Below are 17600 nucleotides of genomic sequence, written 5' to 3' on the forward strand. Positions count from 1 at the left end.
CGGCTCATTTGGGGCATCCGCGATGCTCGTCAACGCAGCCGGCACACAGACCTCTTGGCGCTGCCCTTGCAAAGCGAGGCAATTAACGGAGAAAATCGAGAGAAATCAATGAGAAATGGATTTCGAAAAGAGGTTTACGACCAGAACGCCGGTAATGATCAACCCGAGCCCGATCACGGCGGGAAGATCGAGGCGCTGCTTAAAATAGACAAACCCGACCACCGAAATCAGCACTATTCCCAAAGCGCTCCAGATCGCATAGGCAATGCCGACCGGGATCACCTTCAAAGTGAGCGACAGGACGTAGAAGGCAGCCGTGTAACAGACGACGAGAAGTACGCTCGGCCAGAAACGCGTGAGCTGCTGGGAGAGCTGCAGCGCGGTCGTGCCGATCACTTCCAGGATGATTGCGACGAAAAGCAGCGCGTAGACGGCAGCCGGGCTCATGGTTCTGTCCTTCGGAAATAATTAGCGCTTCGTGAGTTCGGTAAGCCGGGCAACCAGCGCGCTGCGTTCGGCAGTACCGATCAAGTTGCTTTCCGTCGCGTCGGCAAGCCAGAGACCGTCCGCAGCAAAGCGCACGATCTGAGCGTCGATCGACGAGTCGGTGCCGACATATTCTTCCGCCCGCTCCCGCACCCATTCCCGCCAACGCTGGCGCAGTCGCGGCTCGGCGAGCATTGCAATCGTCACCTGCGTCCAGTGGCGGGAGTCATCCGTCCTTTTGCTGATGTCGGCGCAAACGAAAAGATAGGCGCGCGTGAAGCGCCCTTGCGGCGCCGGATCGGCGCGCATCAGTTCATCGAGTTCCTGATCGAAGCGCTCGAGCAGACTGTCGAACAACGCATCCAGCAGCGCGTTCTTGGTCGGGAAATGGTGCAGCAAACCGCCCTTGCTGATGCCGGATGCCCCGGAGACGGCATCGAGCGTCACCGACGCCATGCCCTGCTCCGTCGCAAGGCGTGCGGCGACATCCAGCAATTGCCGGCGCACGAGAACAGGTTGTTTCTTGCGATGATGAGCAGTTGACATGTTACATAAAAATACCGTCTGGACGGTTTTGTCAATCATAATCTGCCAGCCACGCTCTGCCTCAATCATCCTGGGCGAAATGCCGCGGCGCATCGCAACCGGTTGCGAATAGCGCAGCAGCAGTGCATTAGGAGTGCATTTCAGGGGACGGAATTTGATGGAAGAGGTTATCACGCTCTATCAGGCGATCGGCGGCGGCCTCACGGTGCGGGCGCTGACGCAGCGTTTTTACGAGCTAATGGACACGCTGCCGGAGGCAAGGCGTGTCCGCGCGGTCCATCCGCCGAGTCTCAAAGGTAGCGAGGAGAAATTCTACGAATATCTGACCGGCTACCTCGGCGGGCCACCGCTCTATACTGACAAACGCGGCCATCCGCGGCTGCGCAGTCGCCATTTCGTCGCCGCGATCGGCCCGGTCGAGCGTGACGAGTGGCTGCTCTGCTTCCGCCGCGCAATGGACGAGACGATCGTCAACGAGAAGCTGCGTGAGATCATCTGGCCGCCGATCGAACGGCTGGCGTTTCATATGCAGAACAGGGAGTAAGATCAGCCATGATCTCGAACGCGCGTGCCGCACCGCTTTTCTTCGTTTTTGCCGGTCTCTTCGGCGCGGCAGGCGTGGCACTTGCCGCCCTCGCGGCCCACGGTGGTGGTGAAGCCGCGCTCGCAGCCTCCGCCTCCGCGATGTGCCTGGCACACGCCCCTGCCTTATTAGGTCTCGCAATTGGGATTAAGGAGATCAGAACCGCCCGGCTGGCCGGTTTTCTGATCATCGTCGGCACACTGCTCTTTGCCGGCGATCTCGTGATGCTGCGCCTTGCGGGGATCGGGCTATTCCCCTTTGCGGCGCCGACTGGCGGCTGGGCGATGATGCTCGGCTGGCTGGCGATCGCCGCCGGCGGTTTGATGCGCACCAAACGATAAGCTTAGCGCTGCGGCACCCGACCGAAGCGCAGCAGGTTGCCGTGCGGATCATGGATGTAGAATTCCTCCATGTTCCAGGGCCGCACTTGCATATCCGTCACATGCCTGACGCCCTTCGCGCGATATTCCGCATGGAGGGCCCCAATGCCCCCGCCACGCAGGTAGATCGACGTCTTCTCCGGCAGGCTGGCATCGTCCGTGCGCCAGAAATGCAGCTCCATCTCATCGCGCCTGACGATCAGATAGTCGGGCGCTTGGTGCACGATCTGCGCAAAGCCGAGTTCTTCACGATAAAAGGCAAGCGTCGCGGCAATATCGAGCGACGGCAGGACCGGCAGAACTTCGATACGGTCCGGATCGCTCATATGCCGTCCACGACGTTGAAACCTTCGAATACCGGCGGCCCCTTGTACATGACCTTATGGTCACCCGCATTGCGGTGCGCCGCGCGGAAGTTCTCGGATTTCGTCCAGTTCTGGAAATCCTCTTCGCTCTGCCAGACCGTGTGCGACGAAAATAGCGTATAGCCCTCCTCCGCATCCGTCTTGCCGCGCAGCAGGCGGAACTCGACGAAGCCGGGCACCTGCGCCAGACTGGAGTCGCGGTTGCGCCAGACATTCTCGAAATCCGCCTCGGCGCCGGTTGCGACCTTGAAGCGGTTCATCGCAATATACATCGGGAGCTCCTCACACCTTCGTGCCGTCCGCGCGGGCCTGCGGGAAGGCAACGACATTATTGCCGTTTGCCGCCTCGCGGCCAAGCGCTGCATCGGTCTTTTCTCCCGGCATGCGCGCTTCCCAGACGGGAAACTCCGTCACGTTCGGATAAAGCTGCTGGCGCTCGGCATTTTTCACCAAGAGATCGTAGAGCTCGGGCACGAGGCCGTCGCCATTCTGCGCGGCGAGCTTATGCAGGCCGATCATCATGAACCCGTCAGGGCGCTGGTCTTTCATCGGGAATTGTCTCGTTCGTTCATTGTCTGCAGCGCACGCTCGAGGCTCGATTTGCTGCCATTGCGCAGCGGAATGAAGGCCTTGCCGAACTTCTTGCAACCGGTCTTCACCCGCAGGCAGGCATCGTGGCTGATACAGTCGATCGGGCAGAACACGCAGTCGACGGAGGGAAGAACCGTATCGATCCGCGAGACCGCCTCGCGCAGCCCGCCGTCATGATGGATCAGTTCGGCACCGAAGCTGCTCGCGATCTGGCGAAGATGCGCCACCTGGCAATCGCGGCCGCCGACATAGAGGAAACTGCGGCCATCCAGTTTCGATCCGCCGGAAGATTGCTGCGCCGTCTGCGCTGCCACATCCGCGCTGACGCGGATTTCCCGGTTAGATCCCTTCTTCGCCTTCCGAGCCATTTATCACCCGTTCGCTCGTTGATCGTCACACGATTCTAACGTGTGCGAACGGACCTTATTAAACTTGATTTTTAGAGTAAAGTATAAAGTTGACATTTTTTGTCATATTTTATCGCCGGCCAGAGATCTGCACGTCCTGCGTGAAGGTCCAGCTCGGCTTGCCCCACTCGGAAGGCAGCGGCGGGAAAGGCGAGGCACGGCGCACGCCGGCCACAACCGCCTGATCCAGCTCGGGAATTCCGGAGCTGCGCGCGACGGAAAGAGACACCAGCGAACCGTCGCCGCCGATCGTCAGGCGCACGCGGACACTCATCGAAGCGCTCATCCGTTTATATTCCGTAGGCACCTTGACTGCGCGGCGAATGCGCGACTGAACCTTGCCGGGATAGTTGGCAACGGCTGCGCTTCCGGCCCCGCCGGAGCTCCCGGCACTGCGCGAGTTCTGGTCGGAATTTGCCGTCTCGCTTCCGTCGCTGGCCCCTCGCCTGGAATCCTGCTTGTTCTCGCCTTGGGAGCCGGCAACCTTCTTTTCCATCTTCTTCGGCGGCTGATTCTTTTCCACCGGCTTCGGCTTTTCAGCCTTCGGCTTGGCTGTCGGCGTCGGTGCCTCTTGCGGCTGCACCGGCTCCGGCAGCGCTTCGGCGGTCTCGACCGGCTCGACAGGCTTCAATTCCTCCGGTGTCTCCGTGGCCATCGGCTGCACGACCGAGGTCTCAGCAGGAACATTCGAAGTCAGCACCTCAGGTTCTGCCGCCGTCACCGTCTCGGGGGAGACGCGCGTAACCTCCTGCATTGGCGGCACGGCCTCCGCCTGGGTCGGCTGCACCGTTTCCGGTGGAACCTCCGTCGGCTGGACTTCCATGGGCTGGACAGCCTGCGGCTGCAGCGTTTCGGCGACAACTTCTTCCGGTTGCGGCTCGACCTGCAGATCCGGATCGCCGGTAGAGGCCTGGTCGGCTTCGGAATCGCCAAGGATGACGACGCTCACGGCCTCGCCCGCTTCCTCCTCCGGGTCGTGTGGCGTCACGACGAAGCCGATTGCCAGGGCTGTGAAGAGAATGGCGTGAAAGGCAAAGGACGTCAGGCAGGCAGCGGCGACGCGTCGCTTGCTCGGCTTCGCCTCGCTTGCCTGCTTTTCAAGGGTACCATGGTCCATCGGCGGCGCGTCTGCCGCGGCTATCTTTTGCGCCTGCGGATGTTCCGGGAAAGATTCGATCAGCGAGAGGCGCGCATAGTGGATCACGGCTTCTGCGGCGGGCTGGCGCTGCGCATTGCGCAGCTCGGGCATTTCATGACCGGGATGGATACCCGGCATATTGTCGTTCAAACCGTCAGCATCCTGCTCCACGATGAAATCGCGTCGCGACCTGGATTTCGCTGAAACTGCCATGTGCCCTGCCCCGGCCGGTTTGAAACTGAAGCCCGCCGGAGATCATCTCCGGCGCGAGTTGCTCACCCCTCAAAGGGAACGGAAATCTGCGAACGGGTAACGAGACCTTTCATGCATTCGCCCGCTGCCGGGCCGTCGCAGACCGGCGTATCGTTGATGAGAATGCGGGTCACGGCCTCGCACTTCACATTCGGCATGTCGAACTGCCGCACCCGCTTCTTGCCCTGCGGCAGATCGCGGAAGTCGAGCACGGTGATCTTGTCGACGGCGTTCTTGTCGTTGAAGAAGGCAAGCTCGAAAGAGATCTTGTTGACGGATGCGGCGAGCTTGTTGAGCGCCACGAAGGTCATCATGCAGCCCTTCTGCGAGGGCGTCAGGGCATTCAACTCGACTTCGAGGGTATTCGCGGGGACGGCTGCGGCGGCATCCTGCGCATAAGCGGGGCAAAGACTTCCAGCCGCCATAAATCCGCCTGCCACAAGTGCCGCAAATCTGCCCGCCGCCATACCGCTTCTCCATTAATTTCTAAAACTTGAGTTTTTAAGTCTTCTATTGCGTCTTTAAAAAATGGTGACTATGAAAGTCAAGATAATTGTATCAAGGCCGGAGGAAAACAAGCCCTCGGCACCAGCGGAAATTGCCAACCGAAATGATGGTTGAGAAGCCAGACACCTTTAAGCATGCACCTCTCCCGAGGGAGGCAGTCGAAATTCGCACCGTCGAAAGCGCGGACATTTTCCGCGGCGCGAACGAGATCATGATCCGGCATGACGGCGTGGTCTACCGCATGAAAATTACCCGGCAGGGCAAACTCATTCTCAATAAGTAAGGGTAGCAGATGACCGATGAGACCAGACCGGCACCGGCCGAGATTCGCGCGTTCCGCGCCGAAAATCCGCAGATCCGCGAGCGCGATATCGCAGCGCGGCTGAACATTTCCGAAGCGGCCCTCGTCGCCGCCGAAGTCGGTATTTCCGCGACCCGCATTGACGCCAGCGCGCTGAAGCTTCTGGAGCGCGTGGCCGAACTCGGCGAAGTCATGGCGCTGTCGCGCAATGAAAGTGCCGTCCACGAAAAGATCGGCGTTTTCGAAAACATCAAAATGGGCATGCAGGGCGCAATCGTGCTCGGCGAAAACATCGACCTTCGCATCTTCCCGAGCCGCTGGGCCTATGGCTTTGCCGTCACGAAGAAGAATGGCGACGAGGAACGCCTCAGCCTGCAGTATTTCGACAAGACGGGCAACGCGGTCCACAAGGTGCATCTGCGTCCGAATTCGAACGTCGAGGCCTACCGCTCGATCGTCGCTGATCTGAAGCTCGACGACCAGTCGCAGGAATTCGTCGAAGCCGAAATCTCCGCTTCAGAAGATGAGAGCGGCGACGTCGGCCGCGACGAGCTGCGCGACAACTGGAGCAAACTCACGGACACACATGAATTCTTCGGCATGCTGAAGCGCCTGAAAATCGGCCGCCAGGCCGCGCTGCGCACGGTCGGCGACGATTACGCCTGGAAGCTCGACAACACGGCGACGGCCGAAATGATGCACGCCTCCGTCAAAGCCGGTCTGCCGATCATGTGCTTTGTCGCGAACAACGGCATCGTGCAGATCCACTCCGGCCCGATCTTCAACGTTCAGGCGATGGGACCCTGGATCAACATCATGGATCCCACCTTCCACCTGCATCTGCGCCAGGACCACATCGCCGAGACCTGGGCCGTGCGCAAGCCCACCAAGGACGGCCATGTCACTTCGCTGGAAGCCTATGACGCCAAGGGCGAAATGATCATCCAGTTCTTCGGCAAGCGGAAGGAAGGTTTCGACGAGCGTACCGATTGGCGCGAGATCATCGAAAGCCTGCCGAAGGCCGGAACGAGCATTGCAGCGTAAAGGAGCGGAACGATGAAAATACCTTCGAGCGTGCGCCGCCTCCGGCTTTGCGAACTGGCGCTGACGGCGGCCGTCATGGCGCTGCCTTTGCTGCCCGCTGCAACGGCGGAGAATAGCTTCATCCGGGCGGCGCAGGCCGAGGAACCGAAAAAGATCGACACCTCGCGCCTCGTCGCCGTCGGCGGCGACGTGACGGAAATCGTCTATGCGCTCGGCGAAGAAAGCCGCCTCATCGCCCGTGATTCCACCAGCACCTATCCCGAAGCGGCCATGAAGCTGCCGGACGTGGGCTATATGCGGGCTCTCTCTCCGGAAGGCATCCTTGCCGTCAACCCGACCGCGATCATCGCTGTCGAAGGATCGGGTCCGCCGGAAGCGCTGACCGTCCTCAAGAACGCCAGCGTGCCGTTCGAGACGGTTCCGAATACCTACGATCGCGCAGGCATCCTGACGAAGATCGACACGATCGGCACACTGCTTGCCGTGCCCGACAAGGCCAGGGCGCTGGAAACCAAGGTTGGCGCCGATCTGGATGCCGCGATCGTCGATGCCGGCAAGCGGCCTCAAGCGGAGCGCAAGCGCGTGCTTTTCATCCTCAGCACGCAGGGCGGCAAGATCATGGCCTCCGGCACGGACACGGCGGCTGATGGCATCATCAAGCTCGCGGGCGCCATCAATGCCGTCGGCAGCTTCTCAGGCTACAAGCCGGTGACTGATGAGGCGATCGTCGAGGCAAAGCCCGATGTGATCCTGATGATGAACCGTCAGGGCAGTCACGCGGCCGCCAACGACGACCTCTTCAAGCAGCCGGCGCTGGCACTGACCCCCGCGGCCCAGAAGAAGGCCGTCATCCGCATGGATGGCCTGCACCTGCTCGGCTTCGGCCCGCGCACCGCAGGCGCCGTCCGCGAATTGAACGCGGCAATCTACGGGGGCTAAGATGGCTCTGCTGGACGCCATGACGGGACAGAAACGATCACTTTTTTCGATAGCCGCGCTTCGCGAGCACCGCAAGGCAGGCGATCGGGGGCGGCTGGCGCTCCTCGTGATCGGCCTGCTCGTGGTGGGTTCCGTCTTCTCGCTGCTATTTTCGGTGACGACCGGCGCCTCGGATGCCTCGATTGTCGACGTGATTGCAAACGTGGCGGGTTCGGAGACGGCGCTCAACATGCGCGACCGGATCATCATCTTCGACATCCGGATGCCGCGGGCCATCCTCGGCTTTCTCGTCGGCGGCTCGCTCGCCGTCTCCGGCGCTGTGATGCAGGGACTGTTCCGCAATCCGCTTGCCGATCCCGGCCTCGTCGGCGTGTCGTCCGGAGCGAGCTTCGGCGCCGTTGTGATGATCGTGCTCGGCGGAACGATCGCCATGCCGTTCCTTGCGCTGCTCGGGATCTATGCCCTGCCGGTTGCAGCTTTCGGCGGTGGCCTTGTTACGACGTTGCTGCTTTACCGGATCGCAACGACCAATGGCCAGACCTCGGTCGCCACGATGCTGTTGGCGGGGATCGCGCTCGGAGCTCTGACGGGTGCGATGACAGGTCTTTTGACCTATATCGCCAACGACCAGCAGCTTCGCGATCTCACTTTCTGGTCCATGGGCTCGCTCGCAGGCGCAACCTGGATGAAGATCGCCGCCGCCGCGCCGATCATTCTGGCATCCTTCGCAGTCCTGCCCTTCATGGCGCGCGGACTGAATGCCATAACACTTGGTGAAGCGGCGGCGTTTCATATGGGCGTCCCGGTTCAGCGGCTGAAGAATACCGCGATCGTAACCGTTGCCGCCGCAACCGGCGCATCGGTTGCCGTCAGCGGTGGTATCGGTTTTGTCGGCATTGTCGTGCCGCATCTGCTACGCATGATCATCGGCCCCGACCATCGCTATTTGCTGCCAGCCTCCGCTCTCCTCGGCGGCTCGCTCTTGATCTTCGCCGACGTTCTGGCGCGCACCATCGTCGCGCCCGCCGAATTGCCGATCGGCATCATCACGGCTGCAGTCGGCGGTCCCTTCTTCCTCTGGATATTGTTGCGGCAGCGCTCGCGGCTTGCGCTCTAAAAGTGAATTTCGATGATCGAACTTTCCGGCATCTCGGTCCGCCTGTCGGGCAAGACAATCGTGCATGACATCAGCCTTACGGCGAAGGCCGGCCAGTTGACGGCGATCGCCGGACCGAACGGCTCCGGCAAGACGACCACAATGAAGGCGATCTCCGGCGAGCTTTCCTGCGACGGCTCCGTGCGCATCAACGGCGAAGAGGTCAAGACAATGCAACCCTGGCAGCTGGCCGCCATTCGCGGCGTGCTGCCGCAGGCAAGCGCCATCTCCTTTCCCTTCACAGTGCGCGAGGTCGTGCGCATGGGACTGACGACAGGGCTGAACCTGCACCCCGAACAGTCAGAGCAGATCGCGGCACGGGCGCTCGCCGCCGTCGACCTCGGAGGCTTCGAAGGCCGTTTCTACCAGGAGCTTTCGGGCGGCGAACAGCAGCGCGTCCAGCTTGCGCGCGTGCTGTGCCAGATCTGCGAGCCGGTCGTGGATGGAAAACCCTGCTGGCTGTTGCTCGATGAGCCGGTCTCCAGCCTCGACATAAGCCATCAGCTGACGATCATGAGCCTTGCGCGGAAGTTCTGCGACGCAGGCGGCGGCGTGATCGCGGTCATGCACGATCTCAACCTGACCGCTCTTTTCGCGGACCAGATCGTCCTCATGAAAGCCGGGGGCCTAGCCGCTGCCGGCAGCGTCAGCGACGTGCTCACCGACGAGCGCATGCGATCTGTATTTGGATGCCCGCTGCGCATCAATCAGGTTCCGATGGACGGAACACCCTTTGTCCTGGCTCACAGCGCGCTTGCCGGCCGCTAACCCGCCGGAACTTTTGATTGGCCAGCGCGTTGTCGTGTCGATGATTTGGATCAATGCCGGGCGATACGACTTATTGCAATGATCGGTGCTGACCTCGTTTAAAACCGGCCCGCGACTTTGCGCGCGCCCATTCCAAGGAGAGCATCATGGCTTCAATCCTCCCGTCCATTCGCGGCCGGCGCCATGGCAACAATACGCTTCACGACATCGAATCCACGATCGAGGACCAGATCGAAAGCCTACGCGACGAAATCGCGACCCTGACGAAGCTGGTTGCGAAGAATTCGCGACGGCGCGGCGAAAAGCTCCGCTATCAGGCGGCTGCTGGCTATGACGAACTCCTTGGCCGCAGCGAAGACCTCCTCCACGATCTGCAGGAGAGCTATCTGCGCGGCGCAAATGAAGTTCGCCATACGGTACGCAGGCATCCGATCGCAACGATCGGTGCGGCGGCCGCCTTCGGCCTCGTGCTCGCGCTCCTCGCACGCCGCTAAGGAGGATCGATGCTCTTTCCGATCCTCAGCCTTTTGATAGGAAACAGTTTTCACAGGACCGTTGCGCGAACCAAGCGCAACGGTATTTTCATCGTGCTCGCCGCAATCTTCCTTCTGAGCGCCTATGTGCTTGCGGTGACAGCCGGGACAATCTGGCTCGCGGACATCTACGGCGCAGTGGGTGCTGCGCTCTTTCTTGCGGCATGCGCGCTGCTGATCGGCATCGTCGTGCTGATCGTCATGAAGATCATGAACGCACAGGAAGCGCGTCGCGCGCAGGAGCGCCGCCTGGCGATCGAGTCGCTGGCAGCCGTCGGCATCAGCCTTGTCCGTTCACAGCCGCTTCTGACGGCCGGCGTGCTAGCCGCGCTCGTTGCAACAAACCTGATGGGCTCCAAACACCGCGACTAGGGATCCTGACCTCTAGCCAGTTTCGCTCGCACTTTTGCGGGATTATGTAGCAAGTGCCACAAGGGGTCTGTAGCGCGTTAGGAGGCGGAGTCAGCTAATCCGTTTGATCATGATAGGTGACTGCTCGTGGTGGTCGACCATTTCCCAGCCTTGCTTCTGGTAAAACCCTACTGCATCCCGTGCGGCGTGAACCTGTAGACGACGTAGTCCTTTCCTCAAGGCCAGCTTCTCCAGTTCAAGCATCATCGCAGCCCCGACCCCTTTCCCTTGGCGCTCTGGCAGAACGGCAACGAGGCGGACTGTTCCGGCTAATCCGTTGTCATGTGCGATATCTAGGCGAACCGTACCGACTGCATTTCCATCGATCTTGTACAATAGGGGAATGTGCCCATCTCGATACTCATCGGGGTGCAACGGATCGTAGTCATTGCGACCACGCAACTCAAAAAAAACTCGACGGCGAATGGAGTGATAGGCTTTCCAGTCCCCCTCATCCTCCACTCGCACAAGTCGTTGCACCATCAGACACCTCCCGCTCTCATTGAACTAAGAGTCGCAAAATCCTCGGTCGGGATCAACAGCGGCTCTCTTCGAGTTTTCAGGGCTAGTCTTCATCTCTTGCACAACAAAAAGCCGGCGCCTGTGAACTGATCCCATAAAGGTGGACAGTTGACGGTCCATGACTGGCGAGAGATCACCCATTTCTGATTGATCGCCTTTGCGCTGAACTGCCGTTTGATGAGATCGGGAGCTCTGCGCCCCAGACTGCCCTTGTAGGAGCGATACTTCTTCGGCCGCACGACAGCCCATGCTCCCACATCCGCTGGAGAACTGATAGCTTGAACGCGGCGTCGTAGTGGCTGAACTTCTTTACAAGGCCTTCAGCACCATGAGCTTTATGGATCGCCACCCATTTACTCACCGTCGCATGATCGACGCCGAAATGCGCACCGACCTCCCGAAAGCCACGATCGCCCTTCTGAAAAAACTCCACAACAGAAAACTTAAAAGCTTCGCTGTGCTTGGACATGCAAAACCCCCGAAGGTTGATGTCCAACTTTCGGGAGTCAGTTCAATCGAGGAGGTTTTTTCCTCCCATTCAACGCGTGGATCAGAAGGCGAAGGCCTTTGACGTCAGCGGCGCGGACGTCGAATCCGGGCCGAAATCCGCTTCGCCGGAGATCTGCAGCAGTTCCTGGAGCCGCTGGCGTGCACGATTGACGCGGCTCTTGATGGTGCCGACGGCGCATCCGCAGATCTCCGCGGCTTCTTCGTAAGAGAAGCCTGATGCGCCGACGAGAATGATCGCCTCGCGCTGATCCGGCGGCAGTTGGTCAAGCGCCTTCTTGAAATCCTGCAGGTCGAGCGCGCCGTATTGGGCCGGATGCATCGCCATGGATTCGGTGAAAAGGCCGTCGCTGTCCTGGATCTCGCGGCCGCTCTTACGCATCTGGCTATAGAGTTCGTTGCGCAGGATTGTGAAAAGCCAGGCCTTCATGTTGGTGCCCATCTCGAAGTGATCCTGCTTTGCCCCAGGCCTTCATGATGGTGTCCTGCACCAAGTCGTCGGCTCGATCGTGCCGGCCGATCAGCGAAATCGCGAATGCACGCAGACTCGGCAACGCCGCCAGCAGTTCGCGTTTGAAGCTTGGTTTAGCCTTATCCATCAGCTCGCCCTTATTCGGCCAGTTTGGCCGAAGCCATCATCTCAGCCTGGTCCAGCTTCTCGAGCAGATCGAGAAAACGATCGGGGATCGCCTCGTCCTGTGCGGCTGCATAAAGGGACCGCAGTTTGACGCCGATCTGGTTGTTTGGATCGAGGATATCGCTCGCGCGCATTTCCAGCCGCCGCTGGTTCTGTTCTTCGTTCTGCTGCTTTTTCATAAACTCGTCGCTTCTCGCCGTTGTCTTTGTCTGAATGGACGATACGTTTGCGCTGCGGCTTGATATGCCAACAGCACCCTCCGCCGCTCGAGGCGGTTGGTGCTCAGATACTTGCCGTTCATCGAGGCTCAAAATCGCGGTACGCCCTTCATTCGTCGCCACCATAATGCAAGGCTGTGAAAAAAGTTCCGCATATACTGGAACTTTTTTAATAGCGCGACGTTTCCACTACATTAGAGCCAGTTATGGCCTACGGACGGGAGTTTTTAATGACACTTTCTACTCGAATTGCGCCGCATCTTCCTTATTTGCGTCGTTATTCCCGCGCGCTTACCGGCACCCAGACTTCGGGTGATGCTTACGTTGCCGCAGTTTTGGAAGCGATCATCGCCGACATCTCCATTTTCCCGGATACCGAGAACGACCGCGTCGCACTCTACAAACTGTTCACGAAACTGTTTGGTTCCACTGCCATCCAGATTCCCGAGCCGGCGTCGCCTTACGCCTGGGAGCAGCGTGCGACCGTAAACCTCAGCAAGGTCTCGCCGCTTGCCCGCCAGGCCTTCATCCTCGCGTCGGTCGAGAATTTCCGCGTCGGCGAAATCGCCGACATCCTCGAGAGCGACGACCAGGAAGTGATGAGCCTGCTCGACAAGGCCTCGCAGGAGATCTCGCGCCAGGTGGCAACCGATATCATGATCATCGAAGACGAACCGCTGATCGCGATGGATATCGAGCAGATGGTCGAAAGCCTCGGCCACAAGGTGACTGGAATCGCCCGCACGCATTCCGAGGCCGTTGCTCTTTACAACAAGACCAAGCCGAACATGGTCCTTGCGGATATCCAGCTTGCCGACGGCAGTTCCGGCATCGACGCCGTGAACGACATCCTGAAGACATCAAGCGTGCCCGTGATTTTCATCACCGCTTTTCCAGAGCGCCTTTTGACAGGCGAGCGGCCGGAACCGACATTCCTGGTCACCAAGCCCTTCAATCCAGACATGGTCAAGGCTTTGATCAGCCAGGCGCTATTCTTCAATGAATCCACCAAGGTTGCGGCATGAAGCCGAACCGTCAAAGCGACGGAACAAAGCCAATTGCGAGGCGTTCCCAGCTAGCTGGGCCGCTCCGGCAACAGCTTTAACGGTTTCTCCAACGCTTGGTCATAATATGACCAGCGGGGTTCCTGAAATGGCAACCTCTTTCCAGCTGCGCAAGAAGGATCGAAGGAAAGGCGGCCTGGTGAATACGACAGAACCATTAACCGGCAAGCCTTTCGCGCTGGAGGGCAAGTCCGCGATGATGGAGCGGGCGCTGAACAGCGCCGGAATTTCGATTCTCTTCCAGGATCTCCACGCTGACACTTTCCTACGCCGAAAATCTTCCCCGCCATTTCGCCGAACTGTTTTTCGCCGGCGGCAGCGACAGCGACCTCTTCGGCAAGGCGCACGGCGATTATCTGAGGACACTCAAGTTCAAGGTGCTCGAAACCGGGACGGCGACGAATGCCGAGATCGATATGGACGTCGATGGCGAGGTCCGGACCTACGAACTCAAAGTACAGCGCATCAATAACGGTGGCTCGCTCGGGATTCTTTCGGTCATCTCCGAGGTCACCGAGCTGCGACACCGTGAAAAAGTGCTGAAATCGCTGCTGCGCGAACTGTCGCACCGCTCGAAGAATCTGCTCGCGATCATTCAGGGCATCGCGACGCAAACGGCCCGCAATACGCTGTCGCTCGACAGCTTCCTTGCAAAGTTCCGCGGTCGCCTTCAATCGCTTTCCAACTCGCAGGATCTGATTACGGATTCCAGCTGGCGCGGCGCCTATCTCTTCGACCTTGCGGAAAAGCAGTTCGCACCCTATTGGCCGGAAACGGCAGGCTCCATGCCGATCTTCGGAATCAATGCGCATATGACGCCGAATGCCGCCGTACATCTCGGATTGGCGCTTCATGAGCTCATCGTCAATTCGGCCTCCTACGGCGCAATTTCCGGCGGCGCGTCTTCGATCACCCTGAACTGCAAGGAAGCGACGCACAACGGCAAGAAGGCGATCGAGATCGCCTGGGTGGAAATCCTGCCGAACCGGACAGAGATTCACGAGTTCAGTGAAAACAGCTTCGGCAAGACCGTGCTGGAACGCGTCGTTCCCTCGTCCATGAGCGGCAAGGCGGAGCTCCGGCTCGTCCCTGGCCGTATCGAATATTTCCTGCAGATCCCCGAGACGGAATTCGAAATCCTCAAGCGCCCCTGAGTTTCGCCGTTGCTGGCCCAGAACAAAAAACAGCCAGTGCGAGGGCGGCGCACTGGCTGTTTTCACTCATCGGGAGGGGACCGTGAGTAATCCGGATGATGGGTTGGGGGCGCGCATGTTGGGTCGATGCGATCATCATCCGGATGCCGCAATAACGACCGCGTTGACCTTTGGTTCCGCCGGATCCGAAAAAAATTGAATTTTTATGAATCTTTTTTGCAAGGTGGCGAATGCCTGCCCTCATGGAGGATAAGCATACGTGCTCCACGCCGCGACCTAAAATAACAAAAACAGTCACTTATGCGAATATACGTTTCAAAATTTTACCGTTTGATAAATTTTTTATCCTGAGTTACGCTTTCTCTCACTAGCCGTTTACCAATAACGAGGGAACTTCAATGGAACGACTGGAAACTGGGATTCATTCCGGCCGGCTCTCGACCGCCGAGTATGAAACTAATTTTTCCGATCTGCACCCGCGCCTCGACAAGCATGAGGCGCTGGTGGCCGCCGACCGCTGCTATTTTTGCTATGATGCGCCGTGCATGACGGCCTGTCCCACCTCCATCGACATCCCGCTCTTCATCCGTCAGATTGCAACCGGCAACCCGATCGGTTCGGCCAAGACGATCTTCGATCAGAACATTTTGGGCGGCATGTGCGCCCGCGTCTGTCCCACCGAAGAGCTCTGCGAACAGGCCTGCGTGCGCAATACCGCAGAGGAAAAGCCCGTGGAGATCGGCCGCCTTCAGCGTTACGCGACTGATACGGCTATTCAGGCAGGCAGGCAGTTTTATGAACGCGCCGCCTCGACCGGTAAGAAGATCGCCGTTGTCGGCGCCGGCCCGGCCGGCCTTGCCGCCGCTCACCGCCTTGCGGTGAAAGGCCACGACGTCGCCATCTACGACAGCAAGTCGAAATCGGGCGGCCTGAATGAATATGGCATCGCCACTTATAAAGCCGTCGACGACTTTGCCCAGAAGGAAGTGGATTACGTGCTTTCGATCGGCGGTATCGAAGTCCGCCACGGCCAGCAGCTTGGCCGTGATTTCTCGCTTGCCGATCTGCAGTCTCAGTACGACGCCGTCTTCCTCGGAATCGGCCTTGCCGGTGTCAATGCGTTGCGCGTCGATGGTGAGAACCTGCCGGGTGTCGATGACGCGGTCGATTTCATCGCCGGTCTCCGTCAAGCCACGAACAAGGCGGACGTTGCCGTCGGACGCCGCGTCGTCGTTCTCGGCGGCGGCATGACCGCCATCGATGCGGCCGTTCAGGCCAAACTGCTTGGCGCCGAAGAAGTGACGATTTGCTACCGCCGCGGCAAGGAGCACATGAACGCCTCGGAGTTCGAGCAGGACCTCGCGACGTCCAAGGGCGTCATCATCCGCCACTGGCTGGCGCCGAAGTCCATCCTGTCGCAGGACGGCAAGGTCGCCGCGATCGAGGTGGAATATACCAAGCTCGCCAACGGCCGTCTCGTCACGACCGGCGAAACCGGCGTCATCGCCGCCGATCAGATTTTCAAGGCGATCGGCCAGACCTTTGAAGCATCCGGTCTCGGTTCGCTGCGCATGGAATCCGGCCGGATCGCCATCGACGGCGAAGGTCGCACCTCGCTCGACGGCGTCTGGGCGGGCGGCGACTGCGTCTTCGGCGGCGATGACCTGACCGTATCTGCCGTCGCGCAAGGCCGCGATGCTGCCGAATCCATCAACCGTACGCTTGCTGCCGGTGCGCAGCCAGCCGTCGCCGTCGCGTGAGGAGAATGAACAATGGCTGATCTCCGCAACAATTTCGTCGGCATCAAGTCGCCCAACCCGTTCTGGCTGGCCTCCGCGCCGCCGACCGACAAGGCCTATAACGTCGAGCGCGCCTTCAAAGCGGGCTGGGGCGGCGTCGTCTGGAAGACGCTCGGCGAGGAAGGCCCGCCCGTCGTCAACGTCAACGGCCCGCGCTACGGCGCGATCTGGGGCGCCGACCGCCGCCTCCTGGGTCTCAACAATATCGAGCTCATTACCGACCGCGACCTTTACACCAACCTGCGCGAAATGAAGCAGGTGAAGATGAACTGGCCGGACCGCGCCCTGATCGCCTCGATCATGGTTCCCTGCGAGGAAGATGCCTGGAAGGCGATCCTGCCGCTCGTGGAGGAAACCGGCGCCGACGGCATCGAACTCAATTTCGGCTGTCCTCACGGAATGTCCGAACGCGGCATGGGCTCCGCGGTCGGGCAGGTGCCGGAATATATCGAGATGGTCGTGCGCTGGTGCAAGCAGTACACGCGCATGCCGGTCATCACCAAGCTGACGCCGAACATCACCGACATCCGCAAGCCGGCACGCGCCGCCAAGGCCGGCGGTACGGACGCCGTCTCGCTGATCAACACGATCAACTCGATCACCGCGGTCAATCTCGACACGTTTTCGCCTGAACCGTCGATCGATGGCCGCGGCAGCCATGGCGGTTATTGCGGCCCGGCGGTGAAGCCGATTGCGCTCAACATGGTGGCCGAGATCGCCCGCGATCCGGAAACCTATGGCCTGCCGATCTCCGGTATCGGCGGGGTGACCACCTGGCGCGATGCTGCCGAGTTCCTGGCGCTCGGCGCCGGCAACGTGCAGGTCTGCACCGCGGCCATGACCTATGGCTTCAAGATCGTGCAGGAGATGATCACCGGGCTCTCCGACTGGATGGACGCCAAGGGCCACAGGTCGCTCGACGATATCACCGGCCGTGCTGTTCCGAACGTCTCCGACTGGCAGTATCTGAACCTCAACTATGTCGCCAAGGCAAAGATCGACCAAGACGCCTGCATCAAATGTGGCCGCTGTCACATCGCCTGCGAGGACACCTCGCATCAGGCGATCACGCAGTTCGTCAACGGCATGCGCCATTTCGAGGTGATGGAAGACGAATGCGTCGGCTGCAACCTTTGCGTCAACGTCTGCCCGGTCGAAAACTGCATCACCCTGGAAGCCCTGCCCGCCGGTGCGCTTGACAAGCGCACGGGCCGTCTCGTCGACCCGAACTACGCCAACTGGACGACCCACCCGAACAACCCGATGGCAAGACAGGCGGCAGAGTAGGTCGC

22 protein-coding genes and 3 pseudogenes are annotated in these 17600 nt (G+C 60.0%); 13 read left to right on the plus strand and 12 right to left on the minus strand.

The genetic code is table 11. The features are described 5' to 3' along the window. Window positions 1-105 precede the first annotated feature (105 nt). Window positions 106-447 (minus strand): SMR family transporter, encoded by a 342-nt coding sequence (locus ACW4PC_RS00410; RefSeq protein ID WP_455872497.1) that lies wholly within the window; start codon window positions 445-447, stop codon window positions 106-108. A 21-nt stretch (window positions 448-468) separates the two neighbouring features. Further along, window positions 469-1032: a TetR/AcrR family transcriptional regulator gene (locus ACW4PC_RS00415; RefSeq protein ID WP_455872498.1), complete on the minus strand. Its 564-nt coding sequence runs from the start codon at window positions 1030-1032 to the stop codon at window positions 469-471. 154 nt (window positions 1033-1186) lie between these two features. Here ACW4PC_RS00415 and ACW4PC_RS00420 point away from each other — a divergent pair, with 154 nt between their 5' ends. Together ACW4PC_RS00420 and ACW4PC_RS00425 are read left to right on the plus strand one after the other, a co-directional pair. After that, entirely contained in the window at window positions 1187-1576 is a 390-nt protein-coding gene (locus ACW4PC_RS00420) for a group II truncated hemoglobin (protein WP_455872499.1), read from the plus strand. A gap of 8 nt (window positions 1577-1584) precedes the next feature. Then, window positions 1585-1956: a DUF423 domain-containing protein gene (locus ACW4PC_RS00425; protein ID WP_455872500.1), complete on the plus strand. Its 372-nt coding sequence runs from the start codon at window positions 1585-1587 to the stop codon at window positions 1954-1956. A 2-nt stretch (window positions 1957-1958) separates the two neighbouring features. Here the strand turns inward: ACW4PC_RS00425 and ACW4PC_RS00430 are convergent, their stop codons facing one another. The 6 genes from ACW4PC_RS00430 to ACW4PC_RS00455 all read right to left on the minus strand — a co-directional run bounded on the left by ACW4PC_RS00430 (window position 1959) and on the right by ACW4PC_RS00455 (window position 5215). Beyond that, entirely contained in the window at window positions 1959-2321 is a 363-nt protein-coding gene (locus ACW4PC_RS00430; RefSeq protein ID WP_455872501.1) for a bleomycin resistance protein, read from the minus strand. Then, window positions 2318-2632 carry an antibiotic biosynthesis monooxygenase family protein gene (locus tag ACW4PC_RS00435; RefSeq protein WP_455872502.1) on the minus strand — a complete coding sequence of 105 codons (315 nt, stop codon included), beginning with the start codon at window positions 2630-2632 and terminating at the stop codon, window positions 2318-2320. Before ACW4PC_RS00435 ends, ACW4PC_RS00430 begins: the two co-directional genes overlap by 4 nt. 10 nt (window positions 2633-2642) lie before the next feature. Then, window positions 2643-2909 (minus strand): hypothetical protein, encoded by a 267-nt coding sequence (locus ACW4PC_RS00440; RefSeq protein ID WP_194727730.1) that lies wholly within the window; start codon window positions 2907-2909, stop codon window positions 2643-2645. Further along, window positions 2906-3319 (minus strand): DUF2325 domain-containing protein, encoded by a 414-nt coding sequence (locus ACW4PC_RS00445; protein WP_039845630.1) that lies wholly within the window; start codon window positions 3317-3319, stop codon window positions 2906-2908. Before ACW4PC_RS00445 ends, ACW4PC_RS00440 begins: the two co-directional genes overlap by 4 nt. Window positions 3320-3428: 109 nt before the next feature. Then, on the minus strand, window positions 3429-4709 hold the full coding sequence (locus tag ACW4PC_RS00450; protein ID WP_455872503.1) for a cell envelope integrity protein TolA: 1281 nt from the start codon (window positions 4707-4709) through the stop codon (window positions 3429-3431). A 62-nt stretch (window positions 4710-4771) separates the two neighbouring features. Further along, complete coding sequence (locus tag ACW4PC_RS00455) at window positions 4772-5215, minus strand: hypothetical protein (RefSeq protein WP_455872504.1); 444 nt, start codon at window positions 5213-5215, stop codon at window positions 4772-4774. 143 nt (window positions 5216-5358) lie between these two features. Between ACW4PC_RS00455 and hemP the strand changes: the two genes are divergently transcribed. From hemP to ACW4PC_RS00490, 7 genes are all read left to right on the plus strand, one after another. Beyond that, window positions 5359-5538 carry a hemin uptake protein HemP gene (hemP, locus tag ACW4PC_RS00460; RefSeq protein ID WP_455872505.1) on the plus strand — a complete coding sequence of 60 codons (180 nt, stop codon included), beginning with the start codon at window positions 5359-5361 and terminating at the stop codon, window positions 5536-5538. Between the two features lie 9 nt (window positions 5539-5547). Beyond that, window positions 5548-6600: a hemin-degrading factor gene (locus ACW4PC_RS00465; protein WP_455872506.1), complete on the plus strand. Its 1053-nt coding sequence runs from the start codon at window positions 5548-5550 to the stop codon at window positions 6598-6600. A 12-nt stretch (window positions 6601-6612) separates the two neighbouring features. Beyond that, a complete protein-coding gene (locus ACW4PC_RS00470; RefSeq protein ID WP_455872507.1) occupies window positions 6613-7539 on the plus strand; it encodes a heme/hemin ABC transporter substrate-binding protein in 927 nt (308 codons plus the stop codon). Between the two features lies 1 nt (window position 7540). Beyond that, window positions 7541-8656 carry a FecCD family ABC transporter permease gene (locus tag ACW4PC_RS00475; protein WP_455872508.1) on the plus strand — a complete coding sequence of 372 codons (1116 nt, stop codon included), beginning with the start codon at window positions 7541-7543 and terminating at the stop codon, window positions 8654-8656. Between the two features lie 12 nt (window positions 8657-8668). Beyond that, a complete protein-coding gene (locus ACW4PC_RS00480; protein ID WP_455872509.1) occupies window positions 8669-9463 on the plus strand; it encodes a heme ABC transporter ATP-binding protein in 795 nt (264 codons plus the stop codon). Between the two features lie 146 nt (window positions 9464-9609). Beyond that, complete coding sequence (locus ACW4PC_RS00485) at window positions 9610-9957, plus strand: DUF883 family protein (RefSeq protein ID WP_455872510.1); 348 nt, start codon at window positions 9610-9612, stop codon at window positions 9955-9957. Between the two features lie 9 nt (window positions 9958-9966). Beyond that, a complete protein-coding gene (locus ACW4PC_RS00490; protein ID WP_455872511.1) occupies window positions 9967-10368 on the plus strand; it encodes a hypothetical protein in 402 nt (133 codons plus the stop codon). A 90-nt stretch (window positions 10369-10458) separates the two neighbouring features. On the opposite strand, the gene ACW4PC_RS00495 is transcribed toward ACW4PC_RS00490, so the two are convergent. The 4 genes and pseudogenes from ACW4PC_RS00495 to ACW4PC_RS00510 all read right to left on the minus strand — a co-directional run bounded on the left by ACW4PC_RS00495 (window position 10459) and on the right by ACW4PC_RS00510 (window position 12252). Then, window positions 10459-10890, minus strand: coding sequence for a GNAT family N-acetyltransferase (locus ACW4PC_RS00495; protein ID WP_455872512.1), 432 nt, complete (start codon window positions 10888-10890; stop codon window positions 10459-10461). Between the two features lie 403 nt (window positions 10891-11293). After that, window positions 11294-11398: pseudogene (locus ACW4PC_RS00500) on the minus strand (hypothetical protein); the annotation flags it as partial. Window positions 11399-11479: 81 nt separating this feature from the next. Then, a pseudogene (locus ACW4PC_RS00505) lies at window positions 11480-12035 on the minus strand (RNA polymerase sigma factor). A gap of 10 nt (window positions 12036-12045) precedes the next feature. Further along, window positions 12046-12252: a NepR family anti-sigma factor gene (locus ACW4PC_RS00510; protein WP_074069245.1), complete on the minus strand. Its 207-nt coding sequence runs from the start codon at window positions 12250-12252 to the stop codon at window positions 12046-12048. A 269-nt stretch (window positions 12253-12521) separates the two neighbouring features. Here ACW4PC_RS00510 and ACW4PC_RS00515 point away from each other — a divergent pair, with 269 nt between their 5' ends. The 4 genes and pseudogenes from ACW4PC_RS00515 to preA all read left to right on the plus strand — a co-directional run bounded on the left by ACW4PC_RS00515 (window position 12522) and on the right by preA (window position 17595). Continuing rightward, entirely contained in the window at window positions 12522-13316 is a 795-nt protein-coding gene (locus tag ACW4PC_RS00515) for a response regulator (RefSeq protein ID WP_455872513.1), read from the plus strand. 238 nt (window positions 13317-13554) lie between these two features. Beyond that, window positions 13555-14509, plus strand: a pseudogene (locus ACW4PC_RS00520) (sensor histidine kinase). 398 nt (window positions 14510-14907) lie between these two features. Next, complete coding sequence (locus tag ACW4PC_RS00525) at window positions 14908-16269, plus strand: NAD(P)-dependent oxidoreductase (protein ID WP_283068933.1); 1362 nt, start codon at window positions 14908-14910, stop codon at window positions 16267-16269. A gap of 12 nt (window positions 16270-16281) precedes the next feature. Beyond that, on the plus strand, window positions 16282-17595 hold the full coding sequence (gene preA / locus ACW4PC_RS00530) for an NAD-dependent dihydropyrimidine dehydrogenase subunit PreA (RefSeq protein WP_455872514.1): 1314 nt from the start codon (window positions 16282-16284) through the stop codon (window positions 17593-17595). The last annotated feature ends 5 nt before the right edge of the window (window positions 17596-17600 follow it).

It is taken from the genome of Rhizobium yanglingense, from assembly GCF_977109285.1.